Genomic DNA, 25,775 nt, shown 5'->3' with positions numbered 1-25,775 from the left:
GGATCACCTCTGTGTGAGTTCGGCGGGCGCGCCGGCGCCGGTCGCGTACCGGATGACCTCTTCTTCGGTCAGGGCCGCGCCCGACAACTCGGCGACGATCGATCGGCCGCTCATCACCAGGACGCGGTCGGCGAGGCCGAGCACCTCCGGCAGTTCGGAGGAGATGAGCAGGACGGCGACGCCGCGGGCGGCGACTTCGTTGACGAGGGCGTAGATGTCGGCCTTGGCGCCGATGTCGACGCCGCGGGTGGGTTCGTCCAGGATGAGCACGGCGGGGCGGCGGGCCAGGCACCGGGCCAGCAGCACCTTCTGCTGGTTGCCGCCGGACAGCTCGGCGACGCGCTGGTCCAGGCCGGCCGACTTGATCCGCATGCGGTCGGCGTAGCGTCGCGCGGCTGATCTGCGGGCGCCCGCAGAGGTCCGGCCCAGCCTCCGCCGCCCCAATCCGGTGCCGGTGCAGACGTTGTCGGCGACCGACATCGCGGGGAACAAGCCCTGGGTCTTGCGGCTTTCCGGGAGCATCACGATTCCCGCGGCAGCGGCGGAGGCGGGACGGCCGTTGTCGACCGGGCGGCCGTCGACGGTGACCACTCCCCCGTCGGCGCGGTCGAATCCGGCGATCAGCCGGCACAGCTCGCTGCGACCGGCGCCGACGATTCCGGCGAGTCCGACGACCTCCCCGGCCCGCACCTCCAATGTGCACTCCCGCACCGTCCGGGACCTGATCCGCTCCACCCGCAGCCGGACCTGCGACGAGGGTTCGCGGTCGCCGTGCTGGTAGAGGTTCGCCACGGGACGGCCGACCATGGAGGTCACAATCCGGTCCTCAGTGGACTTCGCGCGGGTCATGGTGTCCGCGACCCGGCCATCGCGGAGAACGGTGACGCGATCGGCGATCTGGGCGATCTCGGCCATCCGGTGGCTGATGTAGAGCAGGGCGAGCCCGGCGTCGCGCAGTTCCGCCACGATCGCCAGCAGCGCCCGGGCTTCTTCGTCGGACAGCGCCGCCGTCGGCTCGTCGAGCACCAGCACCCGCGGGTGGTCGGCGAGGGCGCGCGCGATCTCGACCAGCTGCTGCTGTCCGGTGTTGAGATCGGCCACGCGGGTATCCGGGTCGAGCGCGGCGCCCACCCGGGCCAGCGCTGCGACGGCCCGTTCCCGGGACCGTCGGCGGTCGAGCCGGCCGCCGCGGCGCCGCGGCTCGCGGCCGAGGACGATGTTCTCCGCGACGGTCAGTTCCGGCACCAGGCTCAGTTCCTGGTGTATCACGGTGAGCCCGCGCCGCCGCGCGTCACCGGGCCCGGCGAAGGTCACCGGCTCCCCGTCGACGAGCACCCGTCCGCCGTCCGGGGCGTGGATGCCGGTCAGCACTTTGATCAATGTGGACTTGCCCGCGCCGTTCTCGCCGGCCAGCACGTGCACCTCGCCGGACGTCAGGGTGAACGACACCCCGCGCAGCACGGAGTTGCCCGCGAAGGACTTGGTGACGTCCTCCAGCCGCACCACGGCCTCGTCGTCGTGGGATGCCATGTCAGCCCCAGCTCGGGTAGGCGGTCAGGGTTTGCGGCGTGACCAGCACGGTGGGGATCAGCACCGGCGCGGACGGCACCTGCTCCTTGCGCGCGAGCCGGGTCGCCAGATCGAGTCCCGTGCGCCCGAGCTTGGCCGGGTCCTGCCCAGAGGTCCCGATGATCAAGCCCTCGCCGAAGAGATCCGTCAGCTGCCGCGCACCGTCGACGCCGACCACCTTCACCCGCGCGCCCTTCTGCTGCGCGGCGAGCGCGATGCCGATCGCCGTCGGGTCGTTGACCCCGAAGAACCCGGCGACGTCCGGGTGCGCGGTGAGGATGTTGCTCGCCACGGTCATGCTCTTGTCCCGGGTCAGGTCGGCACGCTGGGTGGCGACGACCTCGATGCCGGGCGCCTGCGCGAGGGCCTGGCGGCATCCGCTCATGCGGTCGGCGATGGCGGACACCGCCGAGCCGTCCACGATCGCGATCTTCGCCCGGCCGCCGAGCTGCTCGGCGAGGTAGGCGCACGCGTCGCGGCCCGCTTGCACGTTGTCGCTGGCGACCGTGGCGTTCGCGCCGGTGGCGGTGACGTCGATGGCCACGACCGGGATGCCCGCCTGCCTGGCACGAAGCACGGCGGGTCCGATCCCGTCGGAATCCACCGCGTCGACGACGATGGAGCCCACGCGCTGGCGGACGAAGGTGTCGATCTGGTTGCTCTGGGTCGCGACGTCGGCGTTGGCGTACTGGACGGCCACGCGCACACCGGGTCCGGCCGCCTGCTCGATGGCCCGGCCCTCGGCGAGGAAGAAGGGGTTCGAGGCGGCGTTGAGCGTCACACCGATGGTGAGGTCGCCCCCGGCGGAGCCGGCGCCGGACGCGCAGCCGGCGAGTGTGGCGAGTGCCGCGAGGCCGGCCGCGGCGAGCGCGCCCGCGCGGCGCAGCGGCCGTCGGCAGGGCAGCATGCGATGAATCATGGTCGGATTTCCTTGTCTGCTCGAAAGATGAGGACGCGGCGGCCGGAGGGTCAGACGACCGGGGTCACGCCGCCGTCAACGCAGAAGTTGGCGCCGGTCACGAAACCGGCGCGGTCGGAGGCCAGGAACGTCACCATCTCGGCGACCTCGTCCACGGTGCCGAGCCGTCCCAGCGGAATGCCGTTGAGTTCGACGTAGCGGCGCAAGGCCGTCTCCCGGTCCACACCGAACTCTTCGGCGAGGCTGTCGGCGAGACCACCGGGACGGTCGTAGATGGGTGAGCGGACGAACGCCGGAGAGACCACATTGGACCGGATGCCGAAGGGTGCGAACTCGGCGGCGAGCACCTTCGACAGCATCAGCACCGCGGCCTTGGACACGCTGTAGTCCGGTAGCCGGGGGTTGGGCATGCGCGCCGCTTCGGAGGCGATGTGGACGAGGGCGCCCGCGCGGGCCTCGCGCATCACGGCGACGGCGGCGCGGGCGGCCCGTACGTAACCCATGAGGTTGAGCCCGAGGGTCGCGTCCCAGTCCGCGTCGGTGATGGCGAGGAAGCCGTCCCGCACGGGTGCGATGCCGGCGTTGTTCACCAGGACGTCGACCCGCCCGAACGCGTCGAGCGCGGCCGAGATCATGTTCTCGGCCGCGGCGGGCTCGCGCAGGTCGGCGTGCACGGCCCGCAGCCGGTCCGGGCCGGCGAGGTCCTCGAGTGGCCCGGTCCGCACGTCCGCACCCACGACCCGGCCGCCCGCGTCCAGCACGTGCCGGGCGCAGGCGAGTCCGATCCCGCCGCCCGCGCCCGTGACGACCACGACCCGACCGGACAGGTCATCGTTGACCATGAGTGCCTCCCTCAGCCGTCAGGCAGGGGCTCCACAGCCCCACAACAAGAGACACATTATCATACAAAGGACGCGTCGTCTAGTAGGTGAGAATTTGAGGAAGGCGGGGACTCGGCGCTAGGCTCAGTCGAACCGGGCGAGATTCCTGCCGGCGAGCTCAGAGCCCAGGGCACGCGACACCTCCTGGCCCGCCTCGAGGAGCAGATCGCGCCAGCGGGCGAAATCCTCGCCCAGGATCGACTCGCGCACCCCGCTGATCGAGACGGCGGCACGGACCTCCCCCCGGTAGTCGATGACCGGGACACCGATCGCCGCCACGCCCACCGTCACGTCCTGGTCGCTGAGCGCGTACCCGTCGTCCCGCGCCTGCCGCAGCGCCTTGCGCAGCGCGCCGGGCTCGGACGGCGTGGACGCGGTGAACCGCGACAAGGGCACGTTGCGGTCGAGGTAGCCCTCCCATTCGATCTCCGGCGCGAACGCCAGGAGGGCACGGGACGCCGCGCCCGCGTGCAACGGCAGCGATCCCCCGAGCTTCAGCGCCAGCGACTGCACCCGTTTGCCCGCCAGCCGCTCGATGCACACCGCGGCGTCCCCGCGGCGCACGCAGAGGAAGACCGTCTCGCCGGTCAGATCGTGCAGCCGCTCCAGGACCGGCTGGGCGAACTCGCGCTCGTCGAACCGCGCCACCACGGCGGTCCCCAGGGTGAGCAGCTTGAACCCGAGGCGGAACTGGCCGCGCCGTGATCCGTGTTCCACCAGGCCCTCGGCCTGCAGGCTGGACAACAGCCGGTACACCGAGCTGCGCGGCTCCCCCAGCGCCTCGGCGAGCTCCGCGGCGGTCGCCTCACCCTGCGCGGCCAGGTGGTCGAGCACCTGCGCCACCTTGCGCACCAGCATCACATTTCCGTCATTCGCCACCACGAGATGTTATCGCTCACCGGACAAGCCGACCAGCAGAAAAGATTCTCGTTCTATGGACAGCATGACCGTTGAGCGGTACTTTGCGATTCCATGACAGTGGTCAAGCACGATCCGCAGCCCACGCTCGCGGACCTCATCGACACGATCAGCGAGCGCGCGCTGTTCGCCCGCCTGGAGACGGTCCGGTTGATCTCCATCGCCAAGACCGGCCACTACGCCTCCGGCTTCTCCTGCGCGGAGATCCTCGCGACGCTCTACTACGGCGTGATGCGCCTGCGCCGAGGAGAGCCGGACTGGCCCGAGCGGGATCGCTTCCTCTTCGGCAAGGGCCACGCCGCGGCCACGCTCTACCCCCTCCTGGCCGACTGGGGGTTCTTCGACCCGGCGGAGCTGGACGAGTACACGCGGCTGGGCAACGCCTTCGGCGACCACCCGGACATGACCCGGATCCCGGGCATCGACTTCAGCAGCGGCTCGCTCGGCCACGCGCTCTCCACCGGCACGGGGATCGCACTGGGCACCCGCATGAAGGGGTACGACTCCAACGTCTTCGTCCTCTTGGGCGATGGCGAACTGCACGAGGGCCAGATCTGGGAGGCCGCGCTGGGCGCGGCGCACCACCGCGTGTCGAACCTGATCGCGATCGTGGACCGCAACGACCACTCGCTCGACGGCCGCATCGACACCGTCACCGGGATCGAACCGCTCGAGGACAAGTGGCGCGCGTTCGGCTGGCAGGCGCACCGGGTCAACGGTCACGACGTCGCCGCGCTGCTCGGGCTGCTGCGTCAGGTCGTCGCCGACACCACGCGCACCAGCCCGGTGGTGATCATCGCCGACACCGTGAAGGGCAAGGGCATCTCCTACATGGAAGCCGAGTTCGGCTGGCACCTGGGCTGGCTCGCCGAGCAGGACGAACGCAACGCGATCGACGAGCTGCGGAGGAACCGATGAGCGTCGCACCCGGGCTGCAGCCCGAATCCTGGCACCTGCTGACGCTGCTCGACCGCGCCCCGGGTCTGCACGCCCTGGCCGACACCCTGTCGGAACTGGTCGACGAGGGGCATCCCATCGTCGCGGGGACCGCCGATCTGAAGTACTCCAACGGCCTGGTCCGCTTCCAGGAGCGCCACCCGGACCGCTACGTCCAGTTCGGCATCTCCGAGCAGCACATGGTGTCCACCGCCGCGGGGCTGGCCACCACGGGCTGGCAGCCCTACGTGGCCACGTTCGCCTCGTTCCTCGCGCTGCTGGCCTGCGAGCAGATCCGCACCGACGTGGCCTACACCAAGCTCCCGGTCCGGCTGATCGGCCACCACGCCGGCATCACCCTCGGCTACTACGGGACCTCCCACCACGCGACCGAGGACCTCGCCATCACCCGCAGCATCGCCGGGCTGACGGTTATCGCCCCGGCCGACGCGGCTCAGCTGCGCGCGGCTCTGCGCGCCGCGGCGGACTGGCCCGGGCCGATCTACTTCCGCATCGGCCGCGGACAGGACCCGGATGTCTACAGCGGCGACGACCGGGCCTTCACCATCGGCCGGGCCGTCGAGCACGCGGCGGGCAGCGACGTGACGATCATCGCCACCGGATCGATGGTGCACCCCGCCCTGTCCGCCGCGGCGATGCTGAACGCCGAGGGGATCTCGGCCGGTGTGCTCGACATGCACACCGTGAAGCCGCTCGACGTCGCCGCGGTGTCCGCCGCCGCGGAGCGCACGCCGGTGATCCTGACCGTCGAGGAGCACAGCGTTCTCGGCGGACTCGGCGGTGCGGTCGCCGAGGTCGTCGCCGAGCAGGGCCTTTCGACACGCGTCGTGCGACACGGGCTACGCGACGAGTACGCCCTGATCGGACCGCCGACGCACCTGTACCGGCACTACGGCCTCGACGCGGACGGAATCGCCCGGGCCGCCCGGACCGCGGTGGGCTGACCGGGCCGGTGCCGGGGCCCGGCGGGGCGGACGCACGGGCCCCGGTGCCGTCCAACTTCAACCGCCTCTTCGACATCGGCGAGCACGCCACGTCCGGAACAACGCCCGGAGCCGGGACGGGTCACAATGGAGCACATGAAGAGGGGGCTTCGCCGCTGCGTGCTGGCCTTGCTGGGCGTCTTGACGTTGGCGATCCCGTCGGCCGCTGAGATGACGAGGCCTGCGCCACCGCCGGTTGCCGGGCCGCCGCCGGTCGTGCCGGGCTGCGAACAGGGTTGCGAGACGATGTTCTCGGCCGCGCTGCCGGGCGGGCACCGGCTGGACGGGCTGCACGGAGTCGGCGGCAACGTGCTGGCGTACTGGGACGGCGCACACCTCGTCGACACGACGCAGGTTCGCGGCAGCGACGGGCAACCCTACGAGCGGGTGACGGCCGGCCTCTGCGGCGCGGGGCGGTGTGCCGTCGCGTTCGAGTTCGGCGCGCACTCCGCCGCCGTCGCGGCGCTACGGGTGGACACGAAGATCACGGTGGTGGACACCGCGGTGGAGGGCGTCGCGGCCGACGTGCGGGACCTCAACGCCGACGGCCTGCCGGACGCGGCGGTGCGGCAGAGCACCTACGAGCCCAGCTTCGCGCTCGCGCCGCTGTACTGGGTGACCTACGTACAGCAGGACGACCACCTGGTGCCCACCGGCTGCACGACACCGGTGCAGGCCTACGAGGAGGCCCCGATCACCGTGGCGACCGGGGCTTGCCCGACGAACGTCTAGAACGCCAGGACGCTTTGTCGGCGCGTAGCCGTCGAGGACCGTTGGCAGGGGTCGCGCTGGCTCAGGCCCGTGGCGCGCCGACTACCGGCTGATCCCTTCGGCCAGGGAGGTCGCCCGGGCGAGACGGTGATCGGTCGTGATAACCCGCGCGTGCAGGCGCGCAGCGAGCTCGACGTAGAGCGCATCAGCGAGCCGGAGGTCAGACCGGCGCGCCCAGGCGCCGGCGGCGAGTTCGACGACCGGATGCCGCGTGAGGGGGATCGTGGCCAACGCGTTCAGCGCCACGTCGACCTCGGAAGCAGGCAGCTCACCGGCACGCTCCAGCCATCCCAACGCGGACAGGACCTCGGCATCCAGGTGCGCCGGCGCGTGCAGGACGGTACCGGCGAGCCGCTTCTTCGCGGCGGCGGCGTAGTCGGTGCCGGCCAGCAAGTCCACGAGCACCGACGCGTCCAGGACCGCGATTTCCGCCGGTGCGTCACTCATCCTCGGCACCGGCCAGCTCCGCGCGAGCGCCGTCCAAAGCCTCGACAGCAGCCTCGTGCGAGACTGTTCGCCGCGGCGACGGGAGGGCGTCCAGCCAGGCGTCCGTGGCGCGGCGTTGCAGCTCGTCCGAAATCGCCGCCTGCACCAGCGCGGATACGTTCAGGTCCGCAGCCTTGGCGCGTGCGGCCAGCTCATCGGGCACATAGACGTTCAACCTCGCCATACACACACTATACACACATGCATGAGGCACTCACGGTCCCGATTCTGGTATGCAGATTGCGGTACAGGCGGTCTGGTTCCGACGTCCTCCAGTAAATGGGGATTTGACCACTGCCACCCAGAGTGCCGTTGCACAATCGCGGCAGGGCCAACCGCTCCGCGGCCTCCGCGTACTGGAACGCGCCGGTGGAGCGGATGGTTGCGCAGGATCGACTCGAGCAGGACGGCAGCCTTGTCATGGAGTCCGGGGTAGGCGGCCTGCCCCAGCACCGACACCTTCGGGCGGTGCGCTGCGGAGTCCATCAGGCACTCCCAGATCCGGTGCGACAGTGAGCAGGTCCTCCAGATCGAGGTAGTGGCTCGTCACTGGGCCAGCCGGTCGAGCAACGAGGCGTGCCGGCTCCACCCCTTCGCGAACAGAGCCCGGCGCGCCGCGGCCTCGATGATCGCGCGCACCGCCGCCTCGTGCTCGCTGATGCCTTGGGCCTCGGCGAGCATCGCGAGCGCGCGCTCCTGCTCCGCCGTCAGGTGCACAGTCATCTCCACACGGCCATTTGATACCAGCATGCTCAGGCGCCGGAGTGGACGTGGGCTGCCCAGAGGGATGGGAGGTTCGGGTAGCGGTCCCGTAGCGCGCGGATCGTCCGGTGCACCGCCGCGGCCGCGGTTTGGGCTCCGGACGAGAGCAGGTCGGTGTAGATCTGCTGCGTCAACGACGGCGCGAGGGCGTCGTCGACCCGCCACAACGTGCCCACCACCTGTGCGAATCCGGCGATCTGGAACGCCGCCGCCGGGTGGATCGCCTCGTCGGACAGGGTTTCCGTCGTGCGGGCCGTGTCGCAGGCCGACAGGTATGCGAACTGCGCGCCGGACAGGCGGAGGCGGGACACGTCGACCACCCGCAACGGCGCCTGACCGTGCAGCACCAGGTGGCTGTCCGACGGGTTGGCCGGGTCGCTGTAGCCGTGGCAGGCGAAGTGCACCCAGCCGGCGCTCGGCAGCGCGTCCAGCACAGCTTCCCGGGTGGCGTCGCGGCCGGTCAGCACCGTGGCGCCGGCCACCCGGGCGGCCAATACCGCTAAGTTTAGGCGAGTTTCCGCAGCTCAGAGGCGTTTGGAGGCGTCGCCCACAGAGCGGTCACACCCCGACAGAACAGTTGCCTCAATTGAAGATTCCCCTCAACCGCAACGGCGACTGTCTCAAGTGGAGAACCGCCTAACCGGCGGGAACGACTGAACAGAGCCTCCGGTAACGCCCTGACCAGGTAAAACGTACTAACTTAGCGGTATTGCCCGGGCGGCGAGGAACTCCGCTTCGGCCTGGGCGCCGGGCAGGTCGGGACCGTCCGGTGTGGACGGCATCGCGACCACGAGCAGCCGGTCACCACCTCCCCGTCGCTGCGCCCGCGCGTGGGCCAGCGCCCGGACCGTCGGCGTCACCGACGAGATCACCCGGTCCACCACCGTGGGACCGCCGTCGCGGTGGTGACCGGCGGCGTGCAGCGGCAACAGGCTGAGCACCCCGACCGGCGCCCACCAGATCCGCGACGCCGCACCGAGCGAGTCCAGCACGGGGCCCGCCACGGTGTCCCACAACCATTCCAGCGTCTCGTGGATCGTGCGCTCGGCGAACAACCGCGAGTCCGGCTCCGCAGCGAGCGCGGCGCGGAACGAACGCACCCGTTGCCGCAGCGCCTCTGAACTCAGGTCAGGCAGCGGCCGGACCTGCACGCCGTCCGGGGTGAGGATCACCGCGTCGCACCGGTAGCCGCTCACGTTGACGTAGACGACCGGGCCCTCGTGCGCCTGCGCGGTCAGGTCGGCGAGCGACGGCGGCCGCAGGAACCGGTCCAGCCCGGGCAGTTCCCGGATCCGCGCGGCCAGCTCCTCCAGTTCCCCGGCGAGCGCGAGGCGGTCCCGGCTGGTGTCGGTTTCGAACTCCGCGCCGAGCGCCTCGAACTCCGCCGCCAGCTCGGGCGACCGCTCCCGCAACTCGGACAGGTCGCCGCGGCTGTCGAGCGCCTGAGCCGCGAGCACGCAGCGGCCGGACTCCAGCATGGTCACCGCGCCCTCCGGGTCGCCCGCGTCGAGCGCGCACGCGGCGGCGTCGGCCGCGAGCCCGGCGAACCGGCCCAGCCAGTACTGGGCGTCACCCCGGTCGAGCCGGCGGCCGGCGAGCTGGGGCAGCAGACCGACCGCGACGGCGTAGCCCTCGGCCGCGGACGCGGGCAACCCGCCCTCGGCGGCCAGCTCCCCCCACCTGTCGGCCGCCTCCACCCGCCGGACCGTGGGGGAGCCGGCGAACAGCGCGGCCTCGCGATACACGGCGAGCGCCTCGGCGAGCGCGTCCCGGTCGCCGAACCGCCGGAACCGCAGCCGCAGCGCGTCGGCCAGCGTGCTCAGCGTCGTCGTCCGCGAGAACGACTCGCCCTCCCGCGCCCGCACGGCTTCGCGCGCCAATGCGACGGCCTCGTCGAGGATAGGCGGATCCTCCTCACCGGCGCCGGGGCGCGCGAACCAGTCGTGCAGCGCACCGGCGAGGCCGGTGACGTAACCGGCTCGCTCCGGGCTGCCCTCGGCGGCCGCGGCCACCGACGCGCGGCGGGCGGCGATCGCGTCGCGCAAGGCGGTCTGGTTGCCGAACCGGGCGTAGGCGGTGCCCAGGACGCCACCCAGGTTCGCCAGGCGCAGCGCACGGTCGGGGTCGTCCGCCGCGGTGGCGTCGACGGCGGCGCGGTGGACGCGGATGGCCTCGTCGAGCGCTTCGGCCCGGCCGGTCCGCTCGAACCAGTCGGACAGCATGGTGGCGAGGTTGCCCAGGTGGCTGGCGTGCCCGGCCACGCGGCCGGCGCCGAGGCGGACGGATTCGCGCGCGACGTCGAGCGCGTCGGTCAGCATCCGCAGCTCGCCGGTGACGCGGAAGCGGCGGTGCAGGGTCGCGGCGAGGTTCGCGAGCAGCACTGGGTGGTCGCGGTGCCCGGCCGTCGTCGCGACGGCTTCACGGGCGGCGTCGATCGCCTCGGTCAGCGGTGCTAGCTCGCCGGTGGCGAGGAACAGCGCGTTCAGGGCGACGACGAGGTTGCCCAGGTACTGGGGCCGCCGCGGATCCGCGGTCGGCGTGTACCGGACCGCTTCCCGTTGCAGCGCCGCGGATTCGGTGAGCGCGTCCAGGTCGCCGAACGCTTCGCCGCGCTGGGCCAGCGCCGCGGCGAGGTGGTCCAGCCGCTCGGCCCGGTGCGGGTGCCCGGCCGGGGTGGCGGCGATCGCGGCGCGGCCGTGCCGGATGGCGCGTTCCAGCAGTTCCGGGTTCCGGGTCCGGCCGAACTCGGCGGCGAGCATCCCGCACGTCTCGGCCTCCACCCCGGCGCGCTCGGCCAGGCTCCCGCTGCTCACCGGTTCGGCGGGCTCGCCGGTGAGCGCGGTCCAGGCGCGTCGCGTGAACAGCAGGTTCGTGGAGAACCGCGAGTACCGCGGGTCGCCGGGCGGGGTGAGCGCGAGCAGGGTCGTGCGGGCTTCGAGCAGCTCGGCCAGGTCGTCCCGGGCGCCGGTGAGGCGGTGGCGGTCGTCAAGCAGCTGGCAGTGGAACGCCAGACGGTCCAGCTGCTCGGCCGAGCCGGCTGGGGTGAGCTCGACGCCGCGCCGCGCCGCGTCGAGGGCTTCGGGCAGGACCGCGGGATCGCCGGTGTGCGTGAACCAGCGGCGGAGCAGGACTGCGAGGAAGTGCAGGCTGCGGCTGGTGATCTCGTCGTTCGGCGCGTTGCGCACCGCGTCCCGGGCTTGCTGGATGCCTTCCCGCAGCGCGTACTCGTCGCCGGTGGCGGTGAAGACGGTCAGCAGCGCGACGACGAGGTTGTCCTGGTAGTCGGCCTTGTCCTCGGGCGCCGCGCCGTCGACGGCGCGCCGGCTCCACCACACCGCCTCGTCCAGCGTGTCCGGGTTCTGGTTGTGCTGGAACGCGGTGTGCATCACGATGCCGAGGTTGTTGGCGTGGGAGGCTTCCTCGGCCGGGCGGTCCGCCGACAGCAGGACCGCCTCCATCAGCCCGTCCACGGCTTCCTGCAGGTAGGTCAGGTCGCCGGTCTGGTGGAACCGGGTCTGCAACAGGCCGCCCAGGTTGGACAGGTACGTGGTGCGCTCGTCGCCGTCCACGGTTGCGAGCGCCTTGCGGCCGTACTCGATCGCCGTCTGGACCGAGGCCGGGTCCGGGCTGTGCCGGGCCACCCGGAACGCGTCCCAGAACCGCTCCCCCCAGCCGGTCACGGGTCAGTCCTCGGCGGCCTGCGAGGTGCCCGCGGATCCGGCGGGCGGCTCGTCGGGTTCGGTGACCTCGCGCTTGGGCGTGTAACCACGCGACACGCTTGTGCGCAGGATCTCCGCCTCCTCGGGCGTGAGTTCGTGCTCCATCAGTTCTCCTTTCCCTGGCCTGATTCGACGAACTCGAGCACGTCGAAGTCCTCCGCCCGCAGCCGCAGGCCCGCGGTCCCCTGGACGCGAGCGCCGAAGGTGCCGTCCGGGCCCATCACGCGCGCCGATTCGAGGTACAGCTCGGGCGGGTGCGGGTAGGAGGAGGCGTAGGAGCGGTGGCCGTACCAGCCGCCCGCCCAGTTGCCGTCCTTGAGGCGGACGCGGATGAAGCACGGTTCGCGGTCGCGGAAGGCGTGGTCCCAGGCGGTGGGGGTGCGCAGGTATCGCGAGCCGCGACGGCGGCGTTCCACCAGCGACACGGCGGCGGCCGCGAGCGCCGGGACGACGAGGAACAGCAGCACGGCCACCGCGCCGACGAGGCGGGGCTGCTGGGTGAAACCGGTCCAGTCGCCAGACCCGGTGCCCTTGGCGAGGCGGACGAGCGCGGGCCCGGCGACGATCGCGTACGCGGCATCGAGGGCGATGGAGGCGACGATGGCCCGCAGGACGCGCTCGCCGAGGTCGCGCTCCCCCGGCACCGGCCCGCGCCGGCGTTCCCGCACGAACTGGTAGGTGATGCCGGGCAGCACGAGGAGGACGAGCAGCGCGAGCTGCACGACCGTCGACGGTGCCTGCATCGCCTCATCCCCTCCCTCGCGCGGGCATGATCACGCTAGCGGCAACGCCTCCCTGCGCGGCGCGGAACCGCGCGGTTTCCCCCGAACGTCGGCTCAGCCCAGCAGGTACCGCACGGCGAAGGCGCCGAGGTCCAGCCCGTCCAGCCCGCCGGGGAACTCCGGCCCGTAAGCGGTGCGCACCACCATGGTCGAGAACAACATCGTGAACACCAGCCGGACCGCCGCGGGCGGGTCCGGGTGCGTCACGGGTGCGCGCAGCACGACCTCGGCGAACCGCTCCCCCACCTCCCGGCTGTACCGGGCGCCGCGGCGGTGGATCTCGGCGTCGGCGCCGGAGATGAGCACCACCGACCGCAGGAACTTCGCGTGCCGGGTGAAGATCCCGTCGAGCTCGCCGACCGCGTCCCGCACGAGCCGTTCGGGGGCCAGCCCGTCCCAGCGCCCGGCGTCGGTGAACACCTCCTGGTCGGCCCGGATCCGGGCGATGCCGTGCTCGTAGACGGCCAGGAACAGCGCGTCCTTGTCGTCGACCCGGTCGTAGAGCGCCCGCGGCGCCACGCCCGCCCGCTCGCAGACCGCGGCGATGGTGAAGGCCTCGTAGCCGCCCTCTTCCAGCAGGGCGACACCCGCGTCGAGCACGCGGTTCCACGCCTCCCGGGTGCGCTTCTGCCGCGGCGGGCGGATCACCGGACTGCCCACTGTTCTCCTCTCCCGAGCTTGACAGAAGCGTAGCGCGCACTTCATTCTTCCGTCAGATCGTATCGGTCGCTACGGTTTGACCTTCGACTCGACGAGGAGCCGGACCATGACCACCCACCGCGTCGCCGTGATCGGCGCCGGCCCGGCCGGGATGGCGACCGCGCTGTCCGTGCGCCAGGCCGGCCACGACGTCGTCCTGCTGGAGCGCTACCCGCGGGCCCGGCCGGCGGGCAACATCCTCAACCTGTGGCCACCGCCCATCAAGGCGCTGGGCCTGCTCGGCGTCGACGCGACCGACCTGGGCGCGCCGTGCCACTCGGAGTTCCGCACCGCCGCCGGCCGCACCCGCGCGTCGATAAACCTGCCCGCCGAGGTGGTGCGCGACTACGGCGGCGGGTTCATCGGGCTGCTCCGGCCCGCGTTGTACGAGCGCCTGCTGGCCGCGCTCCCGCCCGGTGTCCTGCGCGTGGACTGTCCTGTTCAGACGGTCGAGCAGGATGAGAACGGGGTGTCCCTGGCTCTCGCCGATGGTGAGGTATTGGAGGCCGACGTAGTGGTGGGCGCGGACGGGATCGACTCGCTGGTCCGGCGCACCCTGTGGGGCGAGTCGCCGAAGCGGGAGCACCACCTGCACATCTTCGGCGGCTACACCTTCGACGCAACCGCTGAACGCGGCCTGTGCGTGGTGTCCCACGACCGCACGGTGCAGGGCAGCTGGACCTCGATCCGGCACCAGGGCCGCGACGGATTCCAGTGGTGGGTGCTCACCGCGCACGACGCGGCCGCCGAGTTCACCGGGGACCTGCATGCCACCGCCACCGCCCTGGCCGCCGGGTTCGCCGAGCCGCTGCCGCGCCTGATCGCCGCCACGCCGCCAGAGCACCTGCAACGCTGGGTCCTGCGCGATCGCAAGCCGTTGAAGCAGTGGTCGCGCGGCCGCGCCACTCTCGTCGGCGACGCGGCGCACCCGACTTCGCCCTACGCCGCCTACGGCGCCGGAATGGCCATTGAGGACGGTTACTTCCTCGGCCGCAGGCTGGCCGGGGTCGACCTGTCGGGCTACGCCGCGGTGCGCCGCGCGCTGGAGGCGTTCGAGACGCCCCGCAAACCGCACACGGCGCGGCAGTCGCAGCAGGCGTGGCTGCTGGGCAAGGTGTTCCACCACGCGCCGCGCCCGCTGCGTGCCCTGCGCGACCTCGTCCTCGACCACACGCCGCTGCTGCAGAAGGTCGTCGGCGAGTCCTCTCCCCGTGAGATCCTCGACCAGCTCGACGAGATCGACCGCGCGGAGCGGGCGGTCTAGCTCTACGCCAGGCGGGTGCCGGTGAAGGCCGCGAGCTCGGACACGAGCTCGTCCTGGAACCGCTCGTCCCTGGCGGCCGCGTGCGGCTCGCGCGGCTGCTGGTGGTACCAGTAGCCGCCGGTGGTGCGGGCGCGCGGGTCGTCGCTTGTGGCGAGCCATTCCTGGGTGCGGTGCCCCTCGCGGAGGTCGTCGGGGGCGCCGGGGCCGCCCATCTTCGTCGGCACCCAGCCCGGGTCGACCGCGTTCACGGACACGCCGGGCCACAGCCGGGCGACCGCGAACGCCAGCGCCGTCACGAACAACTTGCTGTCCGAATAGGACGCCGTCGCGCGCCGGCCCGCCCAGTCCCGGCCACGCACGTCCGCCCGCCCGCCGTGGTGCATGCCGCTGCTGAGGTAGATCAGCCGCGCTCGACGCCGGATCAGCGCGGTCAGCAGGTAGGGGGCGACGACGTTCACGGGCAGGATGCGCGCGCCGGTGTAGACGCCGGCGTTGTGGATCACCGCGTCCACCGGGTCGAGGGCGTTCACCTGCTCGGCGACCCCGCGGGTCTGCCCGGGATCGGACAGGTCCCCGGTGACGGCCTCGGCGCCCCGGTCGATGAGCGCGGACACCGCGGTGAGCCGTGCGTGGTTGCGGGCGTGGAGGACGACCTGGTGCCCGTCGTCGAGCAGGGTCTGGGCGGCCAGGCGGCCGAGGCCGTCGGCGGAACCGGTGATGAAGATGCGTGCCATGGTGCCGCCAGCGTGCTACGTGCCCGCCGCCCGCGGGAAGCGCCACGCCGTGCATCGCCGCCACGGCCGCGGCTTCAGCGGCAGTAACTCGCCACCCGGGCGGCGGCCAGGACGGCGGTCAGGCTCGGCAGCCAGCGCTGCCGCGGGTCGGGCGGCACGAGCCACCGCGCGGGCCCCGGCGCGCCCGGCAACGGGATGGCGGTGCCGGAGGCGAGCACCCGGACGTCGGCAGGCAGGCCGTCCAGGTCGCCGGGCAGGACGTCGGCCTCAGCCAGGAAGATCACCACCGGCGGGACGCTCAGGGCCGCCGCGCGACAGCCCTGGCGTCCCAGGTTCTCCACCACCTGCCCGGCCCGCGCCCGTGGGACGGCCGCCGCGCCGATACCCGCTCCCAGGACCAGATCGGACCCCCGGACCGGCCATCCGAACACGCGGCGGCACTCCGCGGCACCCGGCCGGCTCACAGGAACCCTGGCAAGCCGGCCACCGCCTCGGAGATCGCCTCGTCGAACGCTCCGGCCAGGGACGCGGGTTCGATCTCGGTGCTGTAGACGACGAGCGAGCCCGCGCCGGGCACCTCGATCACGTCGACCGTGCCCAGGTGCGACTCCACGCCGAGGTCGCCGCCCACGACCCGGTACTGGAACCGCCGCAGCACCGGGTCGCGGGTCACCACTTCCTCCTCCAGCCGCGCGCCGTCGCGCAAGGTGACCGTGCGGCGGGTGTCGTCGCCGGTGGAAGCGGTCATCGCGGGGAACCAGTCAGCGATGTTCGCCGCGTCGCCGACCACCTTCCAGACGGCGTCAGGATCGGCGTCGACCAGCACGTGCGAGCGCAGTGTGGCCACGGCTCAGCCGTCCGCGAAGAGTTTGCCCGCGCGGGCCCAGTTCTCGGTGGCCACGTCGGTGAACACGATCCCCACGGAGTCCGGGGCGCACTTGCCGATCCGGCAGATCTCGCGGGTCAGCACCTCGGCCAGCTCGCGCTTCTGTTCCACGGTGCGTCCGGGGAACCAGTCGATGCGGACGTGTGGCATGGCGGTTTTTCCTTTCTAGGCGAGGAGTTCGGCGACGCGACGGCCCCGCTGTCGGTACTCCCGGCGGGCGGCGAGCGCATCGTCGAGGGTGACGTCGACGAACCGGGTGCGGGTGCCCGGCGCGGACTGGGCGGCCAGGTCGAGGTCGCAGCTGATGACGGTGGCGATCATCATGTAGCCGCCGCCGGACACCGCGTCCCGGTGCAGGATGATCGGCTCCACCCCGCCCGGCACCTGGATGGATCCGATCGGGTACGGGGCGTCGACGATGTTCGACGGGTCCTGTCCGGCGCCGAACGGCGGTGTTCGGTCGACCGTCTCCAGCTCGCCGCCCTGGTACCGGAATCCGACGCGGTCGGCGACCGGGGTCAGCGTCCAGGTCGTGTCGAGGAAGCCGCGCCGTCCGGCGCCGGTGAGCACGTGGTCGTACAGGCCCATCACGACCCGGACCTCGATCTCCTTGGCCAGGGCGGGCCTGAGCTCGTCGGGCAGCGACCGTCCGGGGGTCCCGCCGCCGGGCCCGATCGGCAGCACGTCGCCGGGCACCAGCGGGCCGCCGGACACCCCGCCGAGCTTGCCGAGACCGTAGGTGGAGCGGCTGCCGAGCACGACGGGCACGTCGATGCCGCCGCCGACCGCCAGGTAGGCCCGCGCGCCCCGTTTGACGTAGCCGAAGTCCAGGACGTCGCCTGCCCGCACGGGGAACGCCTCCCACAGCGGCCGCTCCTCCCCGTTGACCCGCGGTGGCAGGTCCGCGCCGGTGATCGCCACCACGGCGTCCTCGGTGAACAGCAGTTCCGGCCCGAGGTAGACGCATTCGAGCGCGGCGGCGCCGGGTTCGTTGCCGACCAGCCGGTTGGCGACCGTCAGCGAGTACTGGTCGAGCGCGCCGGACGGCGGGATCCCGACGTCGTAGTAGCCGCTGCGGCCGGTGTCCTGGACTGTGGTGGACAGGCCTGGTTTGCGCAGCTCAATCGGCACGGAGCACCTCCAGCAGGCGGGTGTTGACACCGTCCGGGTCGTCCAGGAACGGTTTCAGCGCGAAGTCGACCGGCCGGGAACGGATGCGGAAGGTCCCGGCCTCGACCTCGGCGACCAGGTCGTCGTAGCGGTCCCGGTCGACCGGGGCGAACCGCACGATGTCGCCGGGGCGGAAGAAGACCATGAAGTCGGCGAAGTCCGGCGCGGACTGCGACGGGTCGTAGATCGGCGCGGGCGTGATACCGAACATCTGGTACCCGCCGGCGCCGCGGACGGAGTAGATGCACCCGAAGCAGCCGCCGTGCCCCACCGTCTGCTTGGGGGTGTCGGTGCGGGGGCGCAGGTACTTCGGGACGACGAGCTGACGCTCCTGCGGCACCATCTGGTACATGAACGGCAGTCCCGCCACGAACCCGACCATCGAGGTGAACCACGGGGAACCGGAGTGCACGCGGATGAATTCGTCGGCGTCGGCGAGCCCGTTGATCCTGGCCGCGTACTCGATGTCGGTGGCGTCGGGGTCCTGGTGCCGGTCGCGGAACCGCATGAGCGTCTCGGTGGTCCACGGATCCCGGTACAGCACGGGGATTTCGACCACGCGGGTGGCGAGGCTGAAGTCGGAGGCGTCGCCGACCTTCCGCTCGATGTCGCGCAGGTGCCCGAGCAGCTTCTCGGGTTCGATGACGTCCGGGTCGTACCGCACCTGGTAGGAGGCGTTGGCCGGGCAGATCTCCAGCACGCCGTCGGGCCGGTCCGCGCGCAGCGACGTCGTGATCGCCATGGCGCGGAAGTTGGCCCGCAGGCTCATCGACTCGGCGAGCTCGACGAAGATGTGCTCGTCACCGCCCCAGCTGTAGCGGGCTTCCGCGGCGCCGCTCATGCGCTCACCCCCGTCGCCGCGCGCTGGGCCAGCCACTGTTCGAGCGTGCCGGTGCCGAAGCTGCCGTCGGCGAACCACGGCTCGTCGAGCAACTCCAGCAGCAGGCTCGTGGTGCTCGGCACCCCGTCGATGACCAGTTCGGACAGTGCCCGGCGGGACCGCGCCAGCGCGGTGGCCCGGTCGTGCCCCCAGACCACGACCTTGGCCACCAGGGAGTCGTAGTAGGGCGACACCTGGCTGCCCGGCGCCAGCCACGTGTCGGTGCGCACCCACGGACCGCCGGGCAGGTGGACGTGGGCGATGCGGCCGGGGCCGGGCATGAAGTTCTTGTCCGGGTTCTCCGCGCACACCCGGAACTCGACCGCGTGCCCGCGCGCGGTCACGTCGCTCTGCCGGATGCCGAGCTCCTCCCCCGCCGCGATGCGCAGCTGCTCGGCGACCAGGTCGATCCCGGTGATCAACTCGGTGACCGGGTGCTCGACCTGGATCCGGGTGTTCATCTCGATGAAGAAGAACTCGCCGGTCTCGTCGTCGACCAGGAATTCGCAGGTGCCCGCGCTGCGGTAGCCGACCTGGCGGCACAGGCGGACCGCCGCCGCGGTCATCTCCGCGCGGATGCGCTCGTCGATCCCCGGCGAGGGCGCCTCCTCGACGACCTTCTGCCGCCGTCGCTGCAGGGAGCACTCCCGCTCGAACACGTGGATCGCGTCGGTCCCGTCGCCGAGAACCTGCACCTCGACGTGCCGGGCGTTGCGGACGAACCGTTCGAGGTACATCCGGCCGTCGCCGAAGGCGCTGGCCGCCTCGCCGGAGGCCTGCGGGAACGCGGCCACCAGTTCGGCCTCGTCGGCCACGACGCGGATCCCGCGGCCGCCACCCCCGGCGGCGGCCTTCAGCATCACCGGGTACCCGGTCTCGCGCGCGGCGGCGACCGCGGCGGCGACGTCGGCGACACCGTCCGGGGTGCCCGGCACGGTGGGTACCCCGGCGGCGGCCGCCACCTGGCGGGCGCGCACCTTGTCGCCCATCTGCTCGATCACGTCGGCGTCGGGCCCCACGAAGGTGAGGCCGGCGTCGGCGACCGCGGCCGCGAAGGCGGCCCGTTCGGACAGGAACCCGTAGCCGGGGTGGACCGCGTCCGCGCCGGAGTCCCGGGCCGCCGACACGATCGCCTCCGGCACCAGGTAGCTCTTGGTGGCCGGGGCCGGGCCGATGTTGACGACCGTGTCGGCGAGCAGGGCGTGCTGGGCGTGCCGGTCGGCGTCGCTGGCGACCGCGACGGTTTCGATGCCGAGGTCGCGGGCCGCCCGGATGATCCGCACCGCGATCTCGCCGCGGTTGGCGATCAGCAGGCGCTTCACGACTCGACCTCGAGCACCACGAGGACCTGCCCGGCCTCCACGACGGACTCGCCCTCGGCGGCGAAGCCGACGACGGTTCCCTCGGCGCCTGCCTCCACCGGGTAGAACGACTTCATCACCTCGACCAGGCCCACCGTGTCCCCGGCGGAGACGTGCTGGCCGGGTTTGACGTAGTCCGGGCTGTCCGGGTCCGGTTTGCGGTAGAAGACGCCGGGGATCGGGGACAGGACCTCGTGTCGGGTCATCGGAGCACCTCGCTGTGACTCGTTGATGGGACGGGTGGGGAGGTTTCAGCTCAGGTACGGCTTGAGCGCCTCGTAGACGCTCTTGGCCAGGTCGACCGCGCCCGGCGTGTCGGAGTGCACGCAGATGCAGTCGGCCCGCATGGGGATGTCCTTGCCGTTGACGGAGGTGGCCACGCCTTCGGTGACGGCGCGGACCGCGCGTTCGGCGGCGAGGGCGGGGTCGTAGGCGATGTGCTCGCGGGTGATGATGAGCGAGCCGTCGTCGCGGTAGTCGAGGTCGGTGTAGTACTCGGCGATGAAGCCCTGCGGCCGACGGCCCCACACCTTTTCGTGCACCGTGCCGGCCATCCCCATGAGCGGGACGTCGAAGACGTCGGCGGCGGCGGCGATGGCGGCGGCCACCGACTCGTCCCGGGACGCCAGCCCGTAGAGCGCGCCGTGCGGTTTGATGTGGTTCAGCGGCATTCCCTCGCCCTGGAGGAAACCGTTGAGCGCGCCCACCTGGTAGACCACGGACGCGGTCAGCTCCTCCGGGTCGAGCTTCATCTCGCGGCGCCCGAACCCGTCCCGGTCCGGGAAGGACGGGTGCGCGCCCACCTTCACCGAGTGTTCCTTGGCGAGGGCGACGGTCTTGCGCATCACGACCGGGTCGGCGGCGTGGAAACCGCACGCCACGTTCGCGACCGTGATGTAGGGCATGATGCCCTCGTCGTCGCCGCAGCGGTAGATGCTGTAGGCCTCGCCCATGTCGCAGTTGATCGCAACCATTGTGCCGGATTCCTTGTCTGGTCAGGAGTGGGCGACCTTGGGGGTGTCGCCGTCGGGGTCGATGTAGATGTCGTCGCCGTCGAGCTTGACCGGGTAGCGCGCCAGCTCGGCGTGTCCGGGGTTGATGCCTTTGCAGGTGGCCAGGTCGAACGTCCACAGGTGGCTCTTGCAGGTCAGGGTCTACGGCGTCCGGATCCGCGGGCACCCAGACGAGGTAGAGGGTGCGGGAGCCGGTCACCAACTGCGGCGGATGCAGTGCCGTGCCCATTTCGCCTCCTGGTTCACCGTTGAACTTCTTGCGATGAACAGACTCGGCGAAGTGCGGCGGGGCGGGTAGTGCGCATCTTGGACAACCCGGCGGCGGCCGGTGCCACTCGGGAGTACCGGCGGACGTCAGAGCTGGTCATCGAGCTGCAGGGCGATCCACAGCTCGGCGCGGGTCGTCGGATCGTCGATCTCCCGCCCCAGCGCTTCGACCACCTTGCCCATCCGGTACCGCAGCGTGTGCCGGTGGATGCCCAGGGCCGAGGCGGACGCGTCGGACTGGCCGTTGTGGGCCAGGAAGGTCCGCAGCGTGTGGCGTAGGTCCACCTTGGAGTTGTTCTTCTTGTCGGTCAGTGGCGCGAGCAGGGCCGAGGCCCACCCGCGCGCTTCGTCCGTGTCGAGGTGACGCATCAAACCGGCGGTGGCGACGTCCCCGGCACTGGTCAGCCTCCCGGCGGTTCCGGGCGCGCTGTTGAACACCGATCGGACCTGCCGCCACGCCTCGGGCAGGTCCTTGGCGGGAGTGGGGTCGCTGACCGCGCCGCGGGCGAGGGGGATGCGGCGCAGCAGCGCTTCCAGTGTGCGGGTGTCGCCTTCGGCGGGTGGCATCAGGACGACCACCCGCCCGCGCTCCCACTCCGCCACGAGCGCGCACACGTTCCGCAACCCGTAGTCGCCCTCGGCGTGTTCGAGCAGTTCCAGCTCGTGGCCCGGGGGCACGCCGAGGATGGCCACCCGCAGGTCCCCTTCGGGCAGGTCGGTGCCCAGCGCGTGGCCGATCGAGGCGGCCAGGCGGATGTCGCCCTCCACGGCGGCTTTGAAGACGGCGAGCCGCTGCCTGCGCTCGCTGTCCAGGACTCCCCAGGCGCTGTGCAGGTCGGCGCACAGCAGGGACACCGCCGTCGTGACGATGCTCTGCTCGGCGCTGGTCAAGGGCGTGGACCGGCCGATCGCGAGGAATCCGCGGATCCGGCCGCGGACGGTGAGCGGCAGCAGCACCACGGCCTCACCGGCGACGGTCATGCTCAGGCTCGAGGACGTGCCCCGTTCCCGCAGCCGGGGCAGTTCGATGCGGATGCGGGGCACGTGCATGCGCCCGGCGGGCGCGCCCGCGCGCACCGCCCCGTCGACGTCGAGGAGCACCGTCCAGCCGCGCAGCGCCTTGGCGAGCCGCTCGACGATGGCCCGGGCGGCGTAGGACGACAGCGAAGCGCGCGTGAGGTCCCGTTGAGCGGCGACGGCGTAGGTGAGTTCCTTCTGCCGTTCGTCGGAGATGAAGTCGGCGACGACCCTGCTGATGGCCGCGAATCCGGTGTCATGGGGAACCGACAGCAGCGGCAGGCCGGTCTCCTCGGCCGCGGCGACCAGGTCCTCCGGCACGTCGGGGTAGAACGAGCTCACCCCGAACCCGAGCGCGACCGCCCCGGCTTGGGCCAGCCGCCGCACGTACTCCCGTCGTTCGGCGAAGCCGGGCGCCAGGCGCGAGCCGGTGGTCAGCACGAGTTCCCCGCCGTCGATGTAGGGCGAGGGATCGGGCAGTTCGCTGATCAAGGCCCAGGTCACCGCGCTGCGACAGGCTTCCGGCGACCCCGCGACCTGCGACAGCTTGAGGTCCGGTCGGTCGAGGAGTTTCTCGACGGTGAGCGGCATCCTTGCCTCCCGAGTGCTGGCCTGCCGGCCCGGCGGTGTGGTGGTGGTGGCCAGGAATCGTAAACCGCTCCGGCGGGCGCGCGGGTTGAACGACGGCCAAGCGATGGCGGCGCCGAAGAGGCGGAATCTCAAGCTGGACAACACCCCGCGGCGATCTGTACAAACCGGAGAACGAACCGGAACCCTCCGGCCGGGGAGAATCCGGACCGGGATCAGCGAGCGGACAGGGAGGTTCCAGGGATGTCGGCGATCATCACCACTGCCGAACCCCGTGCCGGCCGTCCGAAAGTGACCTACCGGACGGCGGGCGACCGGGCGGTGCTCGTCGAGTACGGGCACACCATCCCCGTCGACCTCAGCGTCAACTTCTTCGCGCACGCCTCGGCGCAGCGCCTCGCCGACCACCCCGTGCGTGGTGTGCTGGAAGTCGCGCCCGGGCTGAGATCGCTGCTGGTCTACTACGATCCCGCCGTCATCGGCCAGGACCGGGTCGTGGCCGCGCTGGAGGAGCTGCACGACGACATCCCGGAGCCCGCGTCGATCGTGCTGCCGAGCCGGCGGCTGACGCTGCCCATCGCCTTCGACGACTCCGCGTCCCGCGAGGCCGTCAACCGCTACCGGATCAGCACCCGCCCCGACGCGCCGAATGTCGTGGACGGCAACAACATCGACTACCTGGTGCGCTACAACGGACTGCCGAACCGGGAGGCGTTCGGCGAACGGATCCTGCGGACGGAGTGGTGGAACGCGTTCACCGGCTTCTACCCGGGCCTGCCGTCGCTGCTGCCGCTGGATCCGCGGTCGGAGATCATCGCGCCGAAATACAACCCGGCGCGGGGCTGAACGCCGGAGGGCGCGGTCGCGCTCGGCGGGCCGTGCCTGGTGATCCACCCGATCGAGTCGGTGGGCTCGTACCAGCTGTTCGGACGGACGCTGCCGATCTCGAACCTGGTGCGCCAGCCCCGCTCGCACCGGATCGACCCGATCCTGATCCACCCCGGCGACCGCATCACGTTCGTCGAGGTCACCGAAGGGGAGCTGATCGAGCTGCGGCGGCAGGTGTTCGAGGGCCGTTACGACTACGCGATCGAACCGGGCCGGTACGCGGTGGCCGACCACCTGAAGCTCGGCTCGGATCCGGAGGTGGCGGCCGAAGCGCAACGGCGGCGCGCCACCCGGTGCGCGGCGCAGGAGCTGGTGAAGGTTCCGTGAGCGCCCGATCGGCGGGCCAGGCGCTTCCCGCGCTCGAGATCATCGACCCGGGCCTGCAGACGACCGTGCAGGACTATCCGGGCCGGCGTGGGCGGCAGGCTCTGGGTTTCTTCCCGTCCGGGCCGGTCGATCCGCTCGGGCTGCAGGTGGCGAACGTCCTCGTCGGCAACCGTCCCGGTGCGGCTGCGCTGGAGATCCCGCTGGGCCGGTTCCAGGCGGTGATCCTGCGTGCCGGGCTGATCGCGATCACCGGGCCGGACGCCGGGGTGACGCTCAACGGTGAGCCGGTTCCGTTGTGGGAAGCGGTGTCCGTCGCCGAGGGGGACGTGCTGTCGTGCGCGGTCATCCGGGGCGCCGGTTATCGCCGGTATCTCGCGGTGAGCGGGGGGATCGCGGTGGACGAGGCGTTCGGCTCGCGGTCCACGTTGCTGGTGGCGGGCATCGGCGGTCACGACGGGCGGGCGCTGGAACGGGCGGACGTCCTCGACGCCTATCCGGCGGGCGGCGCCCGTCAGCGCAGGCGGATGCCGGTGTCCCTGCGCCCGCACTACACGGACAGCTGGGAGATCGAGATCCTCCGTGGCCCCCACGCCGATCCGGATTTCCTCACCGCGCAGGACTTCGAGGACTTCCTGGGCGCCTGCTGGCGGTGCGACCTGAACTCGGACCGGACCGGCGTGCGGTTCAACCCGCACCGGTTCCAGTGGGCGAGGACGTCGGGCGACGTGGCCGGCGGGCACCCGTCGAATCTCCTGGACACCAGCTATCCCTACGGCGGGATCCTCGCCTACGGTGACGTGCTCACGATCCTCGGCCCGGACAGCAACACCTCGGGCGGGTTCGCGGTGATCGCCACGGTCGCCCACGCGGCGCTGAGCAAGGTCGGGCAGCTCCGCCCCGGGCGCGACGTGGTCCGCTTCCGGGAGATCAACCTGCACCAGGCCGCGGCGATGCAGAGCCACCTGGACCAGCTGCTGGACCCACGCCACTTCGAGACCGTCTGACCCCGCGCCCGGAGGCGGTTCGCCCGGCCGTCTCACCCGTGCCGAGCGCCCAGTCAGCGTAGTTTCCGCAGCGCGTCGCGCAGGGTGGTCAGTGCGGGTTGGGGCTCGTCCCAGAACACCATGTGCCCGGCGCCGGGCACCGGCACCAGTTCGGCGGCCGGGTTGGCGCGGGCGGCTTCGGCGGCGCCGTCGGCGGTGACGACCGGGCTGTCGCCGCCGTACAGGAGCACCGCCGTGGCGGGCACGTGCGGCCAGTCGTCGAAGAAGTCCTCCGCCTCGAAGCCGGCGTGGGTGGCCGCGATCGCGGCGCGGGAGCACGACGACAGCCACCGCGCGCGCAGCTCCTGCTCGCGCCGCGGCCACCGGGGCCAGGACCGGGCGACCTCGTCCGCATCGGTGCCGCGGCGGGCCTGGTCGAGCTGTCCGAGGAAGGCCTCCAGGGTGGTGGGGTACGGGCCCCGCCCGGGGCCGCTCATCGGCGGGTCGACCAGGATCGCGCCGCGCAGCTCGTGACGGCCGGTGACAGCGGCCCGCGCCGCGATCCGCGCCCCCATCGAGTGTCCGAGCAGGATGGGCCGTCGCAGGCCGAGGCCGGAGACGACCGCGTCGACGTCCGCGGCGTAGCTGTCCAGGTCGTAGCCCGCCGGCTCGGTGTCCGCGCTGTCGGACAGTCCGCGGCCACGGACGTCGAGCACGAGCGGGCGCACGAGATCCGTGAGCTCCCGCGCCACGAAATCCATCGTGATCGCCGGGCTGGTGATGCCGGGCAGCACGAGGACCGGGACACCGTCGTCCGGTCCGTAGTCGAGCACGTGCAGCCGCACCGCGCCGGACCGGACCCAGCGGCTCGTCGCGGGAATGTCGGCGAGGTCGGCCAGCGCGGGCTGGTTCAGCGTGCGGGCGGCCGGGGACTCGGACGGGATCACCATG

At 72.0% G+C, this 25,775-nt stretch carries 30 protein-coding genes and 1 pseudogene; 7 read left to right on the top strand and 24 right to left on the bottom strand.

Going from position 1 to position 25,775, the window contains the following annotated elements; genetic code table 11:
• Positions 1-3 precede the first annotated feature (3 nt).
• The 4 genes from ABFX51_RS39145 to ABFX51_RS39130 form a co-directional block, all read right to left on the bottom strand.
• Positions 4-1,530 (bottom strand): sugar ABC transporter ATP-binding protein, encoded by a 1,527-nt coding sequence (locus tag ABFX51_RS39145; protein WP_346056922.1) that lies wholly within the window; start codon positions 1,528-1,530, stop codon positions 4-6.
• 1 nt (position 1,531) lies between these two features.
• Positions 1,532-2,488, bottom strand: coding sequence for a substrate-binding domain-containing protein (locus tag ABFX51_RS39140; RefSeq protein WP_346056920.1), 957 nt, complete (start codon positions 2,486-2,488; stop codon positions 1,532-1,534).
• Between the two features lie 50 nt (positions 2,489-2,538).
• Complete coding sequence (locus ABFX51_RS39135; RefSeq protein WP_346056918.1) at positions 2,539-3,330, bottom strand: SDR family NAD(P)-dependent oxidoreductase; 792 nt, start codon at positions 3,328-3,330, stop codon at positions 2,539-2,541.
• A 123-nt stretch (positions 3,331-3,453) separates the two neighbouring features.
• Entirely contained in the window at positions 3,454-4,248 is a 795-nt protein-coding gene (locus tag ABFX51_RS39130; protein ID WP_346056916.1) for an IclR family transcriptional regulator, read from the bottom strand.
• 93 nt (positions 4,249-4,341) lie between these two features.
• Here ABFX51_RS39130 and ABFX51_RS39125 point away from each other — a divergent pair, with 93 nt between their 5' ends.
• The 3 genes from ABFX51_RS39125 to ABFX51_RS39115 all read left to right on the top strand — a co-directional run bounded on the left by ABFX51_RS39125 (position 4,342) and on the right by ABFX51_RS39115 (position 6,959).
• The gene (locus tag ABFX51_RS39125) at positions 4,342-5,205 is read left to right on the top strand and encodes a transketolase (protein ID WP_346056914.1); all 864 of its coding nucleotides are present in this window, start codon (positions 4,342-4,344) and stop codon (positions 5,203-5,205) included.
• A complete protein-coding gene (locus ABFX51_RS39120) occupies positions 5,202-6,188 on the top strand; it encodes a transketolase family protein (RefSeq protein ID WP_346056912.1) in 987 nt (328 codons plus the stop codon). The genes ABFX51_RS39125 and ABFX51_RS39120 overlap by 4 nt, the downstream gene beginning before the upstream one ends.
• A 135-nt stretch (positions 6,189-6,323) precedes the next feature.
• Positions 6,324-6,959 carry a hypothetical protein gene (locus ABFX51_RS39115; RefSeq protein WP_346056910.1) on the top strand — a complete coding sequence of 212 codons (636 nt, stop codon included), beginning with the start codon at positions 6,324-6,326 and terminating at the stop codon, positions 6,957-6,959.
• A gap of 81 nt (positions 6,960-7,040) precedes the next feature.
• On the opposite strand, the gene ABFX51_RS39110 is transcribed toward ABFX51_RS39115, so the two are convergent.
• The 9 genes and pseudogenes from ABFX51_RS39110 to ABFX51_RS39070 form a co-directional block, all read right to left on the bottom strand.
• The gene (locus ABFX51_RS39110) at positions 7,041-7,445 is read right to left on the bottom strand and encodes a type II toxin-antitoxin system VapC family toxin (protein WP_346056908.1); all 405 of its coding nucleotides are present in this window, start codon (positions 7,443-7,445) and stop codon (positions 7,041-7,043) included.
• Entirely contained in the window at positions 7,438-7,668 is a 231-nt protein-coding gene (locus tag ABFX51_RS39105; protein ID WP_346056906.1) for a type II toxin-antitoxin system CcdA family antitoxin, read from the bottom strand. Before ABFX51_RS39105 ends, ABFX51_RS39110 begins: the two co-directional genes overlap by 8 nt.
• A 188-nt stretch (positions 7,669-7,856) precedes the next feature.
• Positions 7,857-8,034 (bottom strand): annotated as a pseudogene (locus ABFX51_RS39100) (type II toxin-antitoxin system death-on-curing family toxin); the annotation flags it as partial.
• Positions 8,031-8,207: a CopG family transcriptional regulator gene (locus ABFX51_RS39095; protein ID WP_378332468.1), complete on the bottom strand. Its 177-nt coding sequence runs from the start codon at positions 8,205-8,207 to the stop codon at positions 8,031-8,033. The pseudogene ABFX51_RS39100 and the gene ABFX51_RS39095, both read right to left, overlap by 4 nt.
• A 29-nt stretch (positions 8,208-8,236) precedes the next feature.
• A complete protein-coding gene (locus ABFX51_RS39090) occupies positions 8,237-8,740 on the bottom strand; it encodes a CHAT domain-containing protein (protein WP_346056903.1) in 504 nt (167 codons plus the stop codon).
• A 201-nt stretch (positions 8,741-8,941) separates the two neighbouring features.
• Entirely contained in the window at positions 8,942-11,926 is a 2,985-nt protein-coding gene (locus ABFX51_RS39085) for a CHAT domain-containing protein (RefSeq protein ID WP_346056901.1), read from the bottom strand.
• A 3-nt stretch (positions 11,927-11,929) separates the two neighbouring features.
• Positions 11,930-12,070, bottom strand: a complete 141-nt coding sequence (locus ABFX51_RS39080; protein ID WP_167499136.1) for a hypothetical protein — start codon at positions 12,068-12,070, stop codon at positions 11,930-11,932.
• On the bottom strand, positions 12,070-12,708 hold the full coding sequence (locus ABFX51_RS39075; protein WP_346056899.1) for a DUF6338 family protein: 639 nt from the start codon (positions 12,706-12,708) through the stop codon (positions 12,070-12,072). The genes ABFX51_RS39080 and ABFX51_RS39075 overlap by 1 nt, the downstream gene beginning before the upstream one ends.
• Positions 12,709-12,801: 93 nt before the next feature.
• Complete coding sequence (locus ABFX51_RS39070; RefSeq protein ID WP_346056897.1) at positions 12,802-13,407, bottom strand: TetR/AcrR family transcriptional regulator; 606 nt, start codon at positions 13,405-13,407, stop codon at positions 12,802-12,804.
• Positions 13,408-13,513: 106 nt separating this feature from the next.
• Between ABFX51_RS39070 and ABFX51_RS39065 the strand changes: the two genes are divergently transcribed.
• Positions 13,514-14,710, top strand: coding sequence for an FAD-dependent oxidoreductase (locus ABFX51_RS39065; protein WP_346056895.1), 1,197 nt, complete (start codon positions 13,514-13,516; stop codon positions 14,708-14,710).
• Positions 14,711-14,712: 2 nt separating this feature from the next.
• Here ABFX51_RS39065 and ABFX51_RS39060 read toward each other — a convergent pair whose 3' ends face one another.
• From ABFX51_RS39060 to ABFX51_RS39015, 10 genes are all read right to left on the bottom strand, one after another.
• The gene (locus ABFX51_RS39060) at positions 14,713-15,444 is read right to left on the bottom strand and encodes an SDR family NAD(P)-dependent oxidoreductase (RefSeq protein ID WP_346056893.1); all 732 of its coding nucleotides are present in this window, start codon (positions 15,442-15,444) and stop codon (positions 14,713-14,715) included.
• A gap of 74 nt (positions 15,445-15,518) precedes the next feature.
• On the bottom strand, positions 15,519-15,875 hold the full coding sequence (locus ABFX51_RS39055) for a hypothetical protein (RefSeq protein WP_346056891.1): 357 nt from the start codon (positions 15,873-15,875) through the stop codon (positions 15,519-15,521).
• A 29-nt stretch (positions 15,876-15,904) separates the two neighbouring features.
• Complete coding sequence (locus ABFX51_RS39050; RefSeq protein WP_027928928.1) at positions 15,905-16,291, bottom strand: SRPBCC family protein; 387 nt, start codon at positions 16,289-16,291, stop codon at positions 15,905-15,907.
• A 3-nt stretch (positions 16,292-16,294) separates the two neighbouring features.
• Positions 16,295-16,480, bottom strand: a complete 186-nt coding sequence (locus ABFX51_RS39045) for a tautomerase family protein (protein WP_346056889.1) — start codon at positions 16,478-16,480, stop codon at positions 16,295-16,297.
• A 15-nt stretch (positions 16,481-16,495) separates the two neighbouring features.
• A complete protein-coding gene (locus tag ABFX51_RS39040) occupies positions 16,496-17,461 on the bottom strand; it encodes a 5-oxoprolinase subunit C family protein (RefSeq protein WP_346056887.1) in 966 nt (321 codons plus the stop codon).
• The gene (locus ABFX51_RS39035; RefSeq protein ID WP_027928925.1) at positions 17,451-18,341 is read right to left on the bottom strand and encodes a 5-oxoprolinase subunit B family protein; all 891 of its coding nucleotides are present in this window, start codon (positions 18,339-18,341) and stop codon (positions 17,451-17,453) included. The genes ABFX51_RS39040 and ABFX51_RS39035 overlap by 11 nt, the downstream gene beginning before the upstream one ends.
• Positions 18,338-19,702: an acetyl-CoA carboxylase biotin carboxylase subunit gene (locus tag ABFX51_RS39030; RefSeq protein WP_346056885.1), complete on the bottom strand. Its 1,365-nt coding sequence runs from the start codon at positions 19,700-19,702 to the stop codon at positions 18,338-18,340. The genes ABFX51_RS39035 and ABFX51_RS39030 overlap by 4 nt, the downstream gene beginning before the upstream one ends.
• A complete protein-coding gene (locus ABFX51_RS39025) occupies positions 19,699-19,947 on the bottom strand; it encodes an acetyl-CoA carboxylase (RefSeq protein ID WP_346056883.1) in 249 nt (82 codons plus the stop codon). Before ABFX51_RS39025 ends, ABFX51_RS39030 begins: the two co-directional genes overlap by 4 nt.
• 45 nt (positions 19,948-19,992) lie before the next feature.
• Positions 19,993-20,715 carry a 5-oxoprolinase subunit PxpA gene (pxpA, locus tag ABFX51_RS39020; RefSeq protein WP_027928922.1) on the bottom strand — a complete coding sequence of 241 codons (723 nt, stop codon included), beginning with the start codon at positions 20,713-20,715 and terminating at the stop codon, positions 19,993-19,995.
• A 393-nt stretch (positions 20,716-21,108) separates the two neighbouring features.
• On the bottom strand, positions 21,109-22,629 hold the full coding sequence (locus ABFX51_RS39015) for a PucR family transcriptional regulator (protein WP_346056881.1): 1,521 nt from the start codon (positions 22,627-22,629) through the stop codon (positions 21,109-21,111).
• Positions 22,630-22,869: 240 nt separating this feature from the next.
• Here ABFX51_RS39015 and ABFX51_RS39010 point away from each other — a divergent pair, with 240 nt between their 5' ends.
• Genes ABFX51_RS39010 through ABFX51_RS39000 form a run of 3 tightly spaced genes read left to right on the top strand, consistent with a single transcriptional unit; the run spans position 22,870 to position 24,845 of the window.
• A complete protein-coding gene (locus ABFX51_RS39010) occupies positions 22,870-23,472 on the top strand; it encodes a carboxyltransferase domain-containing protein (RefSeq protein ID WP_346056879.1) in 603 nt (200 codons plus the stop codon).
• A gap of 39 nt (positions 23,473-23,511) precedes the next feature.
• The gene (locus ABFX51_RS39005) at positions 23,512-23,841 is read left to right on the top strand and encodes a hypothetical protein (protein ID WP_346056877.1); all 330 of its coding nucleotides are present in this window, start codon (positions 23,512-23,514) and stop codon (positions 23,839-23,841) included.
• Positions 23,838-24,845, top strand: a complete 1,008-nt coding sequence (locus tag ABFX51_RS39000) for a 5-oxoprolinase subunit C family protein (RefSeq protein WP_346056875.1) — start codon at positions 23,838-23,840, stop codon at positions 24,843-24,845. The genes ABFX51_RS39005 and ABFX51_RS39000 overlap by 4 nt, the downstream gene beginning before the upstream one ends.
• A gap of 53 nt (positions 24,846-24,898) precedes the next feature.
• Here the strand turns inward: ABFX51_RS39000 and ABFX51_RS38995 are convergent, their stop codons facing one another.
• On the bottom strand, positions 24,899-25,774 hold the full coding sequence (locus tag ABFX51_RS38995) for an alpha/beta fold hydrolase (protein ID WP_346056873.1): 876 nt from the start codon (positions 25,772-25,774) through the stop codon (positions 24,899-24,901).
• Position 25,775 lies beyond the last annotated feature (1 nt).

It is taken from the genome of Amycolatopsis dongchuanensis (assembly GCF_039542405.1).
GTDB classification, from domain to species: domain Bacteria; phylum Actinomycetota; class Actinomycetes; order Mycobacteriales; family Pseudonocardiaceae; genus Amycolatopsis_E; species Amycolatopsis_E sacchari.
Note: the sequence above shows the minus strand (reverse complement) of the source record. Positions and strands in the feature narration are given on the sequence as shown.